The following is a 14,504-nucleotide window of genomic DNA, read 5'->3' on the forward strand; positions in this document are numbered from 1 at the left end:
CGGCTTCCAACCGGCCCCCTTCCTTTGCCCCATGGCTCGTTCCTGCCTCGCTTTCTAGCGCTCTTCGCCTATCGCCCCCTGCATCTGCAGCTGCACCTTGAGCCACCCTTCCTTCCTCAGGTCGAAGGCCTGGTAGGCCTCGATGACGTTGGAAAAGGGGGCCTTCTGGGTCAGGATCTTCGCGGGATCCAGCGCCTTACCCTGCACCAGTTCCATCAGCTTCGGGATAAACCTGCGGTGGTCGCAGTTCCCCATCTTCAGGGTGAGGTTCTTGTTCATGGCGGCGCCGATGGGGAATAGGCTCACCGTCTGGGGATAGACCCCGACGATGGAGAGGGTGCCCGCCTTGGCCAGCGACTGCACCGCCCAGACGAGCGTCATGGAGGGGGCGTCGCCGGGGTGCCAGTTCTCACCCTGCACGTTGGTGCGCGGCGCCACTTGGGCGAGCTCCTGCTGGAACTCCTGCAGGTGCTCCCTGAACTCCCGGCTCCCGGGGCCGGAGTGGGGTGCGGACGCGTCCACGCCGACGGCGTCGATGGCGCGGTCGCAGCCGATGCCGCCGGTGAACTGGTGGATCATGGCGACCGGGTCCTCCCTGGAGAAGTCGATCGCCTCGGCCCCCTGCTCCTGGGCCAGGTCGAGCCGGAAGGGGACGCTGTCCACCGCGAAGATCCTCCCCGCCTGCATCAGCTTCGCCGCTGCTATGGCGCACTGCCCGACCGGCCCGCAGCCAAAGACAACCACCGTGTTCCCCGGCTTGATCTCGGCCAGCTCCGCGGCCATGTAGCCCGTGGGAAGGATGTCGGATAGAAGCAGCGCCTGTTCGTCCGTCACCTCGTCGGGAACTTTGACGAGCCCGACGCCGGCGAACGGTATCCGGGCCTTCTCCGCCTGCAGTCCATTGATCGGCCCGCTCAACTCGGGGCCGCCGAAAAAGCAGGTGCCGGCGTCGGGGCCGTTGGGGTTCGCGTTGTCGCACTGGGAGTAGTACCCGGCCCGGCAGTAGGAGCAGAAACCGCAGGCTATGGTGGAGGGGATCACCACCCGGTCCCCCGGCATGAAGTTCCGTATCGAGGCGCCGATCTGGTCGACGATCCCCACCCCCTCGTGGCCGAGGATGGTCCCTTCCTTCATCCCCGGCATGGTCCCGCGCACCATGTGCAGGTCGGTCCCGCAGATGGCGCTGGTGGTAAGGCGAACGATGGCGTCGGTGGGCTCTTCTATCCGCGGATCGGGAACCTCGTCGAGCCTTATGTCCCCGACTCCGTGCCAAACGACAGCTTTCATGGCGATTCCTCCTTGGTTGGTGGTTTTTAACCCACCGTAGTCTAGCAGGAGGAGGGGGGTTGGCAAAGCATCCCTCACCCCCTCCCCTCTCCCAAAAGGCGAGGGGAGAATGGACCAACTGCCATTGCCAGAAGGATTCTCTATATGGGGAGCGCCGTCTTGCTGAGCACGGTGCGCAGCGCGAAGGAGGACTGCACCCGCAACACCCCGGGAAGACCGGTCAGCTTGTTGTGCAGCCGCAGGTAGTCGTCGGTGTCCTTCACGATGACCCGCAACAGGTAATCGACGTCCCCCGACATCAGGTAGCATTCCATCACCTCGGGGACGCTCCCGATCGCTTCCTCGAAGCTTGCGAGCTTCTCCCGTTGCTGTCCGTCCAGCGTGACCCGCACGAAGACGTTACCCGGCTTGCCTACCGCCCCCTGGTCCACCAGCATCACGTAACGGTCGATGATCCCTGTCTGCTCCAGAAGGCGCACCCGGCGCAGGCATGCCGACTCGGAGAGCCCCACCAGTTCGGCCAGCTGCACGTTGGAAAGTTTCCCGTCCCGCTGCAGTTCGGTCAGGATGGCCTTATCTATCTGGTCCAGGCCGGATGGCGCAATATTGCTCACCTAATGCCTCCGATGTTCGAATTTTCTGTCGAATAATAAACTTTCAAGAGTGGAATTCGCAAGGAAAAACCTCCCGGATTCTGCTATGCTCCTGCCGCATCGAGGGTACGGCGCATCAGCTCATGCGGTACAATTCCATCGTGCCCACTGCTAATTAATTTCGTCGGGGAAGGGAGCTAACATGATCGTAGGCATTCTGAAGGAGATCAAGGTCGAAGAGAACCGGGTCAGCATGACCCCCGCAGGCGCCGAGGTGATGGCGCACCACGGACACACGGTGCTGGTGGAACAGTCGGCTGGGGTGGGAAGCGGGTTTTCCGACGACGCCTATAGGCTCGCGGGGGCCGAGATCGTGGCGACCCCGGCCGAGATCTACGCCCGCGCGCAGCTGGTGATGCACGTGAAGGAGCCGCAGCCGTCCGAGTACGATCTGATCCGCGAGGGGCAGGTCCTTTTTACCTACTTCCATTTTGCAGCCAGCGAGCCTCTCACCCGTGCGATCATGAAGAGCAAGGCGGTAGCCATCGCCTACGAGACCATCACCGGCCCCGAGAACACGCTGCCGCTGCTCACTCCGATGAGCGAGGTGGCGGGGCGCATGGCGGCACAGCAGGCGGCCAAATACTCGGAACGGTCCCAGGGTGGGCGCGGCATCCTCCTGGGCGGGGTTCCGGGCGTGCCGCCGGCGACGGTCGTGGTTTTGGGCGGCGGCGTGGTGGGGACCCATGCGGCGCAGATGGCCTGCGGGCTGGGGGCTAAGGTCTATCTCCTCGACCTGAGCCTGGAGCGCCTGCGCCACCTCTGCGAGACCATGCCCAAGAACTGCTTCCCGGTGATGAGCTCTCCCGCCACCATCAGGGAGCTCCTGCCGCAGGCGGACGCCGTGATCGGCGCGGTGCTGGTGCACGGAGCCAAGGCGCCCAAGCTGGTGACGCGCGAGATGCTGAAGAGCATGAAGCCGGGCGCGGTGCTGGTGGACGTCGCCATCGACCAAGGAGGTTGCTTCGAGACCTCGCGCCCGACTACGCACACCGACCCCACTTTCCTTTTGGACGGCGTGCTCCATTACTGCGTGGCCAACATGCCGGGGGCGGTCCCGCTCACCTCTACGGTGGCGCTTACCAACGCCACGCTCCCGTTCGCCGTGGCGCTCGCGGACCAGGGGTGGCAGGAGGCGTCGCGCCAAAACCCCGGCATCAAGGAAGGGATCAACATCGCGCTGGGCCAGGTGACCTACCGCGCCGTGGCCGAGGCATTCGGGCTTCCCTATACCCCGGTCCATGCCGTCTTGATCTGAATCAGGGAATGCGCAGGCGCAGCTTGCGCAGCACGCTCTCGTTGCTCTTCAGGTGCGTCTTGCGCGGGTCCAGGACGGCGACTCGGTGGCTTTCCCCCTTGAGCAGCGAAGAGGCGAGCTCGCCTGCCTGCACCCCGATGTCTGCCGGGTCGAGGTCGAGCGCCGCCGCCGCGCCGTTTTTCAGATAATGGCTGGCGAAGGTGACCACCGGCACGCTCTGCGTCATCGAGAAAAGGAGCAGGGCTTCCATGTTCACCGTGGTAGCGACGGTGGCGTCAGGGAGCATCCAGAGCGCGTCGATCTCCCCCTTCATCCTCTCCAATTTCGCCTGAAGGTCGCGCGGGTTATGTACCGGTTCGGCCACCAGAGTAACCCCTTCCTGCCGCGCCTCCTGCTGCGCGCGCTTTAGGTACTGTCCGCTCTTTTTCGGGTCGTAGAGGAGCCCGACCCGTTTCACCCCGAGGCTTTGGAACAGGTTCAGGTACTCCCTCGGCGCGACGGTCATGGAGATGCCGCCGATGTTGTCGGGAGCATGCCGCCCCAGGTTGAGCGAGAGCATTGCCACCACCGGCAGCTCGCGGACCTTGCGCGAGGCAGCAAGGGCCCGGTCCCCGATCGCCACCACCACCCTGGGGCGCTCCTCTTTCACCAGGCGCTGCACGTCGACCTCGGCGAAGTCGGAGAGGACGACGGTCTCCTCGGAACTCCTGCAGGCTGAGCGGAAGCCGCGCAGCGCCTCGCTGTAGACCGCGCTGCGGCTCGACTCCAGGATGAGCAGCTCGGCTCCCTGCGCTAAGGGGAGGGGGGGGAGGCAAAACGCCAGCAGTAGGAATAGGGCCAGGGCGCGCATCAGAAAAACCACCTCGCCCCTGCCTCTAACCAGCGCGGTGCGTTGGCCCGGAAGTCGTAGAAGTACCGTTTGCTGTCGAAGATGTTGTGCCAGGACAGGAACAGCTCCGGGGAGTTGTCCGAAGAAGGAGAGAGCTTCTGGGTCAGGTGGAGGTCCCAGAACTCCCCTTTGTCCTTGGCGAAGCGCCCCGGGTTGTGCAGCTTCGCCCAGTCCCCCAGAAGCGTAGCCGAAAGCCCTGCCGGTTCGCTGTCGTATCTCACCCCGACCTTCAGCGCCTGCCGCGGCCCCGCATCCAGTACGGAAAGCACCTTCCCGGTCTTTTGGTCGCGGGCGTCGGTGAAGTTGTAGGAGCCGTTTAGGGCGAACCCGCACCAGGGGGAGCTCTTCAGCTCCAGCTCGGCCCCCTGCTTCACCTGCTGGCTGAGCTGCGGCGTCGGCTGGTCGAAGTCCTGGATGTTCCAGACCTCTGCGTAGAAGAAGGTTGTTTTCACCCAGACGAAGGGGAGATCCGCGCTCTCAACTCCTGCCTGCACCGTCCGTACGTGCTGCAGGTCCCGCTGCACCTGCCCGTTCTGGATACCGAGGTTAGAGATGATCGGCATGCTATAGCCGTACGCCGCGTAGCCGCGCAGCAGCGTGTTATCCGTCAGACGCAGCGTGGCGCCCAAAGTGAAACTGACCGGATCTTCCATAAGACTTAGGCGGTCCAAGCGCACACCCGGCAGGATGGAGAGCCTTCCCATCGTGTAGGTCCCGTTCAGGTAGGCCGACTCCCGCCTGAGGGCAAGGTCGTAGTTCGCCTGCGGATACCGTCTCACCGGCTCGTGCATTTCGACCTCGGTCTCCTCCAAGGAGACCCCCGCTTTCAGGGCACGGCTTGCGTCTCCCCAACTGAGCGCGGCGTCGGCTCCGCGGAACGTCTCCTGGCCTTTGAAGTCGGCGAAGGGGACCCCCGTGGTGAGGACAGCCCGCCGGTTCTGCACCTCCCGCCTCCCCGTGTGCGCGTTCGCCTCCAGGGCAAGCCGCTCCGCCAGCGGGTAGTTGAGCACCAGGTTCCCCGTGGCATGGGTCGCGGCGCCGGTGTTGTGAAAATCGTACCGCCGCGACTCCTCGGTGCCCGCCATGCTGTGCCGCGCGTCGAGGCTCAGGGAAAGATCCCCCCCGTTGGGAAAGTCGTAGCTCAATTTGCCGAAGCCGTGGTTCATGTCGGTGTCGTTGCCGGCCAAGAGACCGTCGGAGCTAAGCTTGCCGGCGGTCAGGTAGTAGCCGAAGCGCTCCCCGCTGCCGGTCGCCTCGGCGCGCAGGTCACGGGTGGCGCTCTTGCCGGTGGACCCCGAAACCATGCCGGCGGCGCGGTCCGCGGCAGGGCTCTTGGTGACGATGTTGATCACCCCGCCCAGCGCCGAGCCCCAGGCCGCCGAAGCTGCCCCCTTCACCACCTCGATGCGCTCGATCATCTGCACCGGGATGAGCCCCACCTGGGCTATGTTTTCCGAACCGATGAGGTTCTGGGCCACGCCGTCGATCTGCACCAGGACGTGCCGGCTCGATGCGCCCAGGACCCCGAAGAAGTTCATCGATCCCGGCGTCTGCAGCTGGTCCATCTGGACCCCCGGGAGGGTATTCAGCACTTCGGCGACAGTGTGGGCGTTGATGCGGGCGATATCTTGCGCCGTGACGACGGTGATATTTTCGGCGATACGGGAGGCAGGGCGGGGAAAGCGCGCAAGTTCGGGAGGGGGGTCGGAGAGGCCGAAGGAACCGATCAGTTCCTCCTGCCCCGATCCCAGCGCGGGGGCCGCGGCCAGGACGGCAGACAACAGCGCGCATGGAAACAGTAATTTGGTTACGAAGTTACGTCTCAAGCGAGCAGCCTGTAGCAAAGAGTGATTGACAGCAGGGAAATTTCTGAGAACAAATTCGCCAAGTGATATTGGTATCAGTTTGGCATTATTGTGTCAAAGAAATTTAAATTAACTGTATTGATTGTACCGTTTTCTGGTATAGCTTGTTCAGCTGTTTAAAATCTCTGTGCTGGTGTCGTTGCCGCGCGTCTTTAGTGTATTGTTTGTGTGCTTGTATCAGCTGTTATGTGACGCCTCTGCCTGGGCCTTGACTGTTCCGCATTCCGCGGGATAGACCTGGTTCAGTTTTGGAAATGGCGACGCGGCAACCATACCTGCCCATGAGAGATGCCTACGGAGACCGGCATGATCCTCCCTCAAAAACTCTCGACCTTCCGCTCCAGCTTTCAGTTCAAGCTTTTGCTCCGCTTCACGCTCTTCGCCGCGGCCATCACCGTTCTCTGCGTTACCCTCTTCGTCATCTACCAGATCAAAGAAGACAAGCGGCACGTCTCCGAGCAGCTCCGGCTCGAGGCCCGCACCCTGGCCAGCTCCATCCGCCTTCCCCTGTACGCGGAGAACATGGAACTCCTCGACTGGTACGCGCGGGAAACGCTGCGGCTCCCCGGGATCCGCTGCGTGGAGATAGTGGGGGGAAACGGCAAGTTGCAGGTCAGGGTTCCGGCTCTTCCCCCCGCCGGGGAGGAGCTGATCGTAGAGGGGGCGCAGGTGCGCACCCTGCCGCTGCACCTGTCGCAGGACCAGTCGCTGGAGGCGGCGGCGGGAGACCGCATCGGGGAGGTACGTCTTTATCGCGGCACCGACGACCTCTGGCAGGCGGGACGCAGGCTCGCCTGGTACTCGTGCCTGCTCGCCTTCGGCTGCTGGCTCTTGGTCTCCTTTTCCTGCTACCTGCTGCTGCGGCGGGTCACCGCGTCGTTCAACTCGCTGATGCGCGGGCTGAAGAACGTCCACGGCGGCGATTACGTCTCCCGCATCGCGGTCACCTCCGACGACGAGCCGGGAAGGGCATCGGCCTCGGTGAACGAGCTGGCCGAATCGCTCAGGCAGCGCGAACAGGAGAACCGCCGGCTGCACAAGGAACTTTTGGCTTCGATGGATTTCGAGATTGCCTCGAAGAGGCAGCTGGTATCCATCAACGCGGACCTGGAAAAGGAGATCGCGGAACGAAGCCGCGCGCGCCAGGAGCTGAAGAACCTGGTGGAGCAGTTGCCTTTGGGGATCATCTGGTCCGACGACGACGGCGCCATTGAGTACCTGAACGCCTTCGTGGCGCAGAGAATCGGCTACCGCGACGCCCGCAACGTCGACGAGTGGCTCTCCCGGGTCTGTCCCGATCCCTGCTACCGCGACCGCGTCGCCGCGCAAAGGCGCGCCGCCATCGCCGGCTGGGAGCGGGATAACCAGGTGACCTTCTACGAGGTGAAGGCGGTATGCAGCGACGGCTCGCAGCGCCAGCTGAACTGCAGCAACCAGCGCTCCGGCTCGCGCACCGTCGACATCGTCATAGACCTGACCGATCGGGAGCTTTTGCAGCAGCAGATCGTCAGGAACCAGAAGCTCGAGTCCATCGGGGTGCTGGCGGGGGGGGTCGCACACAACTTCAACAACGCCCTGACCGGGGTCCTTGGCTACATCTCCTTCGCCAAGAAGTACCTGGACCAGTCCCACGCCGCGCACCCGCTGCTGTTGCACGCGGAGAAGGCGACCTTGCGCGCGGCCGGTTTCGCGAACCAGCTCCTGAGCTTCGCCAAAGGGGGCGCGCCCCTGAGAAAGGCGGTGCCGGTCGCCAGGATAGTCGAGGAAAGCGTGCAGCTTGCCACAAGCGGCTCCAACGTAACGGCGGCCGTCGAGCTTCCCGCCGACCTCCCTCCGGTGTACGTGGACGACGGGCAGATGCGCCAGGCCTTCAACTGCATCTGCATCAACGCGGTGCAGGCGATGCCCGACGGGGGGATGCTGACCGTGACCGGCAGGAGCGTCGCTTCCGCCCACGAGGGTCTCCCGGCGCCGCTTTGCGGCAGCTACGTCGAGTTGAGCTTCCGGGACCAGGGGTGCGGCATCCGTGACGAGGACAAGTCCAACATCTTCACCCCCTACTTCACCACCAAGGCCGAGCTTGGGACGGGGCTCGGGCTTGCCACGGTGCACTCCATCATCACCAGGCACGACGGGGCGATCACCTTCGACACCGCGCTCGGCAGGGGGACCACCTTCACCCTCTACCTCCCCGTATTCAGCACGGAGGCGCAGCCGCAGCCGCAGCCCGCCAAGCCGCTTACCGCGGCCGCCATCCTGGGTCGCGGTGTCCTGGTCATGGACGACGAGGAGATGATCCGCAACCTTGCCATCCAGGTCCTCTCCTCCCAGGGATACCGGGTCACCGTCTGCGCCAACGGCGAGGAAGCCGCCGCACTTTACGGCGAAGCCTACCGCTCCGGGACCCCTTTTCTTGCGGCCATCCTCGACTTGACCGTCGCCAGCGGCAGCGGAGGGAAGGAGGCGGCCCGCCAGATCCTCGCCATCGACCCGCAGGCCCGGCTCATCGTCTCCAGCGGCTACAGCAACGACATCGTGATGAACCGCTACCGGGATTACGGCTTCTGCGCCGCCTCCCCCAAGCCCTACGACGCCCATGAACTGTTCCGGCTCCTGAAGGAACTGGCAGCGCAGGGGTAACGCGGGCGGGGGCGTGAGCTACGGCATCGTCAAGCGCCACGGCGGGGAAGGGGACCGAGGTGACCGTCACCGTGCCGCTGCGACAGCCGAAAGGCGGAAGCCTCTCCTGACCCGGCATGCTTAATTTTGTTTGACTTTTTCGGCGGCTTCTGGTTAAAGGTCTAATCGGCGGGAGGCACGCTTTTATGTGCCGAGGCCAGAGCGGCGCGGACCGGAAGCGCTCCCCAGGACGATAAACGATAATACTAAACCATCCGCGAGGATGGGGCGGAAAGCCTACAGGGTCTCACAGAGACAGCCGGGTTGCCGAAATATCTCTGACCAGATAGCCGGCAACCCGTTTTTTTTAGCCCAAAGACTACCTTGAAACAGGCAATCCAAGAGAAAAGGAGATCACACCCATGTCCAGAAAAAGCATTGCGCTGGCGCTGTTGCTGCAGGTCGCGGCGCTCCCGGTTTTGTCGGCACAGGAGCTTTACGCCTCCTCCAACGTCGGGGTCGACGTCAACATCCATCTCGGCAACCCGCCGCGCCCGGTGGTAGTGGCCCCGCCCCCCGCGGTGGTGGTGGCCCCGCCTCCTGCCGTGGTGACCCAGACCCCTTACTATGACGACGACGAGGAGGAGGTCGAGTTCGTCTATCCGGAGCCGCTGGGGTTCTATGTGGCGGTCGGAGTCCCCTATGACCTGTTCTTCTACAACAACTGCTATTACATGTTCCGGGACGGCCGCTGGCTCAGGTCCTACAGCAGCCGTGGCCGCTGGATTCCGGTCAGCTACCGCCAACTCCCCCCCCCGATGCGCCGGCACCGGATCGACCGGATCAGGGAGTACCGCACCAGGGAATACGTAGTCTACCAGCGTGACCGCGATCACTACCCGGGCCGGCACCGCTCCGACAGGGGATACTGGAAAGCCGCGCATCGCGAGGACAAGCACTACGACAAGGAGCGGCGCCGCGAGGAGAAGCGCTACGACAAGGAGCAGCGCCATGAGGAGAAGCGCTACGACAAGGAGCAGCGCCGCGAGGAGAAACGCCAGGATAGGGAAGACCGCCGCGACGACAGGCGCGCCGACGGGGAGCGCCGCGGGCGCGACTAAATGATGCAATTGACAATGGACAATGGACGACGCTTTGTTGCCTTTGTCCATTGTCCATTTGATGCCTTCTGCGCCAGTCCAAACTGCTACGACGGGTGGCATTGTCAATTGAAGACTTCGCTTGCGCTTTTCATCGTCAATTGTCAATTATCAATTGTCAATTGACCTTCCGGGAGATCCATGCAAACAACCTCCATCAACCGCTGCGCCTGGGCCGGGAGCGATCCGCTTTACTGCGCCTATCACGACCAGGAATGGGGAGTGCCGGTGCACGACGACCGTCTCCTCTTCGAGTTCCTCACCCTGGAGGGGGCACAGGCAGGGCTGTCCTGGATCACCATCCTGCGCAAGCGGGAGGGATACCGCCGCGCCTTCGCAGCTTTCGACCCCGAGGCTGTGGCGCGCTTCACCGACGCCGAGCTCATCTGTCTTGCCAGCGAGGAGTCCATCGTGCGAAACCGCCTGAAAATTGCCTCGACCCGCGACAATGCCCGTGCCTTTTTGTCTGTGCGCGAGGAGTTCGGCTCCTTCGACGCCTACCTCTGGCGCTTCGTCGACGGCCTTCCTTTGCAACACGCCCGGCGCTCCCTGTCCGAGGTCCCCGCCTCGACCGCCGTTTCCGATCTGCTGAGCCGCGACCTCAAAAAGCGCGGCTTTCGCTTTGTGGGGAGCACCATCTGTTACGCCTTCATGCAGGCGGTGGGGATGGTGAACGACCACACGGTGGAGTGCTTCCGCTGGGCGGAGCTCGGCGGGAACATTGGAGAAAACCTGTAACAGCAATTGCGCGGCGCGCGGATTTCGGGTAATTTGTACAGGCGCCGGCGCGCGCAGGGGCTTCAAGCCCGGGTGCCGTTGCCGGCCGCTCATTCCCGCCTACGAGGAGATCCCATGTTCCGTCACACAAAGATCGTTGCCACTGTCGGACCCGCCAGCGAATCCGAAGAGATGCTCGGCGCCTTGATAAAGGCCGGCGTCGACGTTTTCCGCCTCAACTTCTCCCATGGCGACCATGCCGCCAAATCCGCCGTCATCCGCAGCATCCGCAAACTCTGCGACCAACATGAGCATTCTGTCGCCATCCTCGGGGACCTGCAGGGGCCGAAGATCCGCACCGGCCTCATGAAGGGGGGCGGGATGCAGCTCACCGCCGGGACCGAAGTGATCGTCACCACCCGTGAGCTGCTAGGCGAGGGGAGCCTCATCCCGACCATCTACCAGGGGCTCCCCGGGGACGTGAAGCCCGACGACCGCATCCTTTTGGACGACGGCCTGATGGAGCTGAGGGTGCTGGGGGTGGAAGGGGGCGATGTGCGCTGCCTCGTCGTGACCGGAGGCCTCCTCAAGGACCGCAAGGGGATCAACCTCCCCGGCGCCAAGGTTTCCGCCCCCGCCATGACCGGCAAGGACCGCGACGACCTCGAATTCTGCATGGAGCAGCGGCTTGACTACGTCGCCCTTTCCTTCGTGCGCGAGGCATCCGACGTGCAGGAATTGAGGAGCATCATCGACAGCCGCGGCTCCCAGCTCCGCATCATCTCCAAGATCGAGAAGCCGGAGGCGGTGCTCAACTTCGGCGCCATCTTGCAGGCTTCCGACGGGGTCATGGTGGCCCGAGGCGACCTGGGGGTGGAGTTGAATCCCGAGAAGGTTCCGCTCATCCAGAAGCGGATCATCCGCAGTTGCAACGATGCCGGAAAGCCGGTGATCACCGCCACCCAAATGCTGGAGAGCATGGTGAACAACCCGCGCCCGACCCGCGCCGAGACCTCCGACGTCGCCAACGCCATCCTGGACGGCACCGACGCCATCATGCTTTCCGCCGAGACCGCGTCCGGCAAGTATCCGGTGGAGGCGGTCTCCATGATGGTGCAGGTGGCGCGCGACGTGGAAGCGGACCCGCAGCTCATGGCGCAAAGCTGCCACATCGCCCAGACCGAGGCGGAGCCGAACCTCTCCGAGGTGATCGGGCTTGCCGCCTGCCATGCGGCGGAAAGCGTCAAGGCATCGGCGATCCTTGCCTTCACCCAGACCGGAGGGACCGCGGCTCTCGTTTCCAAGTGCCGGCCGGCCCAGCCCATCATCGCCGTGACACCATCCGAAGAGGTGCGGCGCGTGCTCGCCCTTTATGCCGGGGTGCATTCGCTGCGCGTAGATATCGAGGGGGACACTGAATCCCAGATCATCTCCGTCGAGAAAGCGGTGCTGGAAACCGGCTGGCTCAACAAGGGGGAGTTGGTGGTGATAACCATGGGAAGCCCGCTTTCTTCAGCGGGAACCACCAACCTGATGAAGGTGCATCGGCTGGGGGAGCCTGAGGTTAAGCGGCGTCTTTGATTCGGCGCCGCGATAGCTGTGAGCGATGAGCATGAAGAAGAGGGGACGGCGCGCTGCTGTCCCTTCTTTTTTTTACCCTGTGTGCTGGAATCGCTTGACCAACGGACACGATTGCGAGATATATATGTAAACCCGGATAAGCTGATCGGTCGCCTGTTACGAGCCGACCACCGGCAAAGTGAGGAAGGTGGAACCATGAATACGCGCCAATTCAAGAAGATCACGGTGCTGCAGCCAAAGCCTGCGGCGGGATGCGCCCCGGGTGCCTCCCAGGACCCTGACGCTCCCCCCTGTTGAGGGCCGCGTACCTCCGCCGGCGGCGGAGAGGTGAACGACAAGGTCCCGGGATTTATACGCTGGTACCCGGCGGGCCAAGGCCAGGTGCCGCAGCTTTCCACCAGTCTAACCGCAGCCGATCGCCTCGGGGCTTGCAAGGCGCGCTGGGGGATCAACCGGATGCATTACCTGGTCCCCGCCGGGCTTTATGCCATCGGGGCGCCGGACGCCGAAGCGCCGGTCGTCGTCACGGCCAACTACAAGATGAGTTTCGACCTGGTGCGCAAGGCGCTGGCCGGGCGCAACGTCTGGCTCCTCGTTCTGGAGACCTTCGGCATCAACGTCTGGTGTGCGGCGGGGAAGGGGACCTTCGGCACCGACGAGCTGGTACGGCGGGTCGCCGCGACCGCTCTCTCCGGCGTGGTCTCGCACCGCAGGCTCATCCTCCCGATACTGGGGGCGCCCGGCGTGTCGGCCCACCAGGTGAAGCGGCGCTCCGGCTTCGACGTCGCCTATGCTGCCATCCGTGCCGATGACCTTCCGGAGTACCTGGACAACGGCGGCAGGACCACGGCGTCCATGCGCGAGCTCAGCTTCAACTGGTACGAACGGCTGGTGCTGGTCCCGGTGGAACTGGTTCTGGTGCTGAAACCATCCCTTCCGGTTGCGCTCTTTCTCTACCTTGCCGCCTGGCTCGCCGCAGGTCCCGGGGCGGCCGCGACCGTCGTCGCCGGATATGCCGGCGCCGTCTTCACCGGGGTCGCCGCGGCGCCGGTGCTCCTTCCGCTTCTTCCCTCCAGAAGCTTCGCCGTCAAGGGAGGTGCCGCCGGCCTCGTCTACACCCTCCTTTTCCGTCTGGCGGCAGGAGGCGAGGGCTGGAGCCTGCCGGTTACGCTGGCGGCTTTCCTCGCCTTTCCCGCTGTCACCTCCTTTTACACCCTCAATTTCACCGGCTGCACCACCTACACCTCGAAATCGGGGGTGAAGAAAGAGATGCGCCTGGGACTGCCGGTCCTGGGGGGGGCGATTTTGGCCGCGCTGCTCCTCGTGACCGTGGGACGGATGCTCTCATGATGGAGAAAAACGTATGAAGGGATTCAGGTATCTCGAAGGGGTGGCAACGCTGGAGTTGAACCGGGAGCTTTGCGTCGGGTGCGGCAGATGCATCGAGGTATGTCCGCACCAGGTGTTCCAGCTGGAAGAAAAGCGGGCCTTGTTGGCCGACCGGGACGCCTGCATGGAGTGCGGGGCTTGTGCTCTCAACTGCCCTGCCGCGGCCATAAACGTCGATGCCGGGGTGGGGTGCGCCAGCGGCCTCATCAACGAGTGGCTCAGGGAGAAGAGGATTCCCGGCTTCACCGGCAGCGGCTGCTGCGGCTAGCTCGCCCGCTGCGGCCTTGGCCACTCTTTCGATGCAAATATACGGATTAACATGTTTTTCCCCTTTGCCGGCAGCGTTTTCGCTAACGTCTGCAATTCTTGACTATCCCTTCAAAACTGTTAAACATTCCTAATGCGTGAAGGGGGCGGCGAAAAAAGGAGAGGAAACAATGGATAAACCCATGGTCAAAATAGCATCCTGCAACGTCACGGATTGCTCATACAACAAACATAATTCCTGCCACACTATGGCCATAACGGTCGGTGGTCCCGGCGACACTTGTCCTAATTGCGATACCTACATGCACAGCAACCAAAAGGGCGGCGTGATGGACGTCCAAGGTGGCATTGGCGCCTGCAAGGTCGAGAATTGCAGTTACAACCAGTCCCTCGAATGCACCGCGCAAAGCGTTGATGTCGGCGTGCACGAGTCCCATCCGGACTGCTTCACCTACAAGCCCAAGTAACCGTCACCAACTCCGCCGCGATCCACCAAACCAGGTTCGCCCCCTTCCCGCATCCCTTCTTGCAGGCTGCGCGTCACCGACCGCAGCAATCGACATTCGCGCCGAGTCAGGTATCATCATCTTCATGTCGCAGGTAATTCAGGTGGGAAGGGAGAATAACGATGGCAGCGGAAGTATACGTAGACCAGCAAGTATGTATCGGGTGCGGGCTCTGTATGAGCATAGTCCCGGAGGTGTTCCGCTTGAACGATGCCGGGGTATCCGAGGTCTTTGATCAAAACGGTGCGGGAGAGGCGAAGATCCAAGAGGCGATAGACAGCTGTCCCGTGAATTGCATACACTGGCGCTAGTT

The 14,504-nt window shown here is 63.3% G+C and carries 13 protein-coding genes, 1 pseudogene and 1 riboswitch; of the genes and pseudogenes, 10 read left to right on the forward strand and 4 right to left on the reverse strand.

The window, feature by feature from the left end; translation table 11 throughout:
• Positions 1-54 precede the first annotated feature (54 nt).
• The gene (locus GBEM_RS05885) at positions 55-1,287 is read right to left on the reverse strand and encodes a zinc-dependent alcohol dehydrogenase (RefSeq protein ID WP_012529605.1); all 1,233 of its coding nucleotides are present in this window, start codon (positions 1,285-1,287) and stop codon (positions 55-57) included.
• A 140-nt stretch (positions 1,288-1,427) separates the two neighbouring features.
• Complete coding sequence (locus GBEM_RS05890) at positions 1,428-1,901, reverse strand: Lrp/AsnC family transcriptional regulator (protein WP_012529606.1); 474 nt, start codon at positions 1,899-1,901, stop codon at positions 1,428-1,430.
• A gap of 181 nt (positions 1,902-2,082) precedes the next feature.
• On the opposite strand from GBEM_RS05890, the gene ald reads away from it, so the two are divergent.
• On the forward strand, positions 2,083-3,198 hold the full coding sequence (gene ald / locus GBEM_RS05895; RefSeq protein WP_012529607.1) for an alanine dehydrogenase: 1,116 nt from the start codon (positions 2,083-2,085) through the stop codon (positions 3,196-3,198).
• 1 nt (position 3,199) lies between these two features.
• Here ald and GBEM_RS05900 read toward each other — a convergent pair whose 3' ends face one another.
• Positions 3,200-4,048 (reverse strand): ABC transporter substrate-binding protein, encoded by an 849-nt coding sequence (locus GBEM_RS05900; protein WP_012529608.1) that lies wholly within the window; start codon positions 4,046-4,048, stop codon positions 3,200-3,202.
• Positions 4,048-5,868 (reverse strand): TonB-dependent receptor plug domain-containing protein, encoded by a 1,821-nt coding sequence (locus GBEM_RS05905; protein ID WP_264175533.1) that lies wholly within the window; start codon positions 5,866-5,868, stop codon positions 4,048-4,050. The genes GBEM_RS05900 and GBEM_RS05905 overlap by 1 nt, the downstream gene beginning before the upstream one ends.
• 390 nt (positions 5,869-6,258) lie before the next feature.
• Here GBEM_RS05905 and GBEM_RS05910 point away from each other — a divergent pair, with 390 nt between their 5' ends.
• The 9 genes and pseudogenes from GBEM_RS05910 to GBEM_RS05945 all read left to right on the forward strand — a co-directional run bounded on the left by GBEM_RS05910 (position 6,259) and on the right by GBEM_RS05945 (position 14,502).
• On the forward strand, positions 6,259-8,592 hold the full coding sequence (locus GBEM_RS05910; RefSeq protein ID WP_012529610.1) for an ATP-binding protein: 2,334 nt from the start codon (positions 6,259-6,261) through the stop codon (positions 8,590-8,592).
• Positions 8,593-8,826: 234 nt separating this feature from the next.
• A riboswitch (cyclic di-GMP riboswitch) is annotated at positions 8,827-8,903 on the forward strand.
• A 90-nt stretch (positions 8,904-8,993) separates the two neighbouring features.
• Positions 8,994-9,692: a hypothetical protein gene (locus GBEM_RS05915; RefSeq protein WP_012529611.1), complete on the forward strand. Its 699-nt coding sequence runs from the start codon at positions 8,994-8,996 to the stop codon at positions 9,690-9,692.
• A 180-nt stretch (positions 9,693-9,872) separates the two neighbouring features.
• Positions 9,873-10,469 carry a DNA-3-methyladenine glycosylase I gene (locus tag GBEM_RS05920; RefSeq protein WP_012529612.1) on the forward strand — a complete coding sequence of 199 codons (597 nt, stop codon included), beginning with the start codon at positions 9,873-9,875 and terminating at the stop codon, positions 10,467-10,469.
• Positions 10,470-10,583: 114 nt separating this feature from the next.
• Complete coding sequence (gene pyk / locus GBEM_RS05925; RefSeq protein WP_012529613.1) at positions 10,584-12,029, forward strand: pyruvate kinase; 1,446 nt, start codon at positions 10,584-10,586, stop codon at positions 12,027-12,029.
• 195 nt (positions 12,030-12,224) lie between these two features.
• Positions 12,225-13,379, forward strand: coding sequence for a mercury methylation corrinoid protein HgcA (hgcA, locus tag GBEM_RS05930; protein WP_264175534.1), 1,155 nt, complete (start codon positions 12,225-12,227; stop codon positions 13,377-13,379).
• Between the two features lie 13 nt (positions 13,380-13,392).
• Entirely contained in the window at positions 13,393-13,686 is a 294-nt protein-coding gene (gene hgcB / locus GBEM_RS05935; protein WP_012529615.1) for a mercury methylation ferredoxin HgcB, read from the forward strand.
• A 181-nt stretch (positions 13,687-13,867) separates the two neighbouring features.
• A pseudogene (locus tag GBEM_RS21730) lies at positions 13,868-13,975 on the forward strand (DUF1540 domain-containing protein); the annotation flags it as partial.
• Positions 13,976-13,987: 12 nt separating this feature from the next.
• A complete protein-coding gene (locus tag GBEM_RS21735; RefSeq protein WP_226373961.1) occupies positions 13,988-14,152 on the forward strand; it encodes a DUF1540 domain-containing protein in 165 nt (54 codons plus the stop codon).
• 161 nt (positions 14,153-14,313) lie between these two features.
• Positions 14,314-14,502: a ferredoxin gene (locus GBEM_RS05945; protein ID WP_012529617.1), complete on the forward strand. Its 189-nt coding sequence runs from the start codon at positions 14,314-14,316 to the stop codon at positions 14,500-14,502.
• The last annotated feature ends 2 nt before the right edge of the window (positions 14,503-14,504 follow it).

The organism is Citrifermentans bemidjiense Bem, from assembly GCF_000020725.1.
Classification (GTDB): domain Bacteria; phylum Desulfobacterota; class Desulfuromonadia; order Geobacterales; family Geobacteraceae; genus Geomonas; species Geomonas bemidjiensis.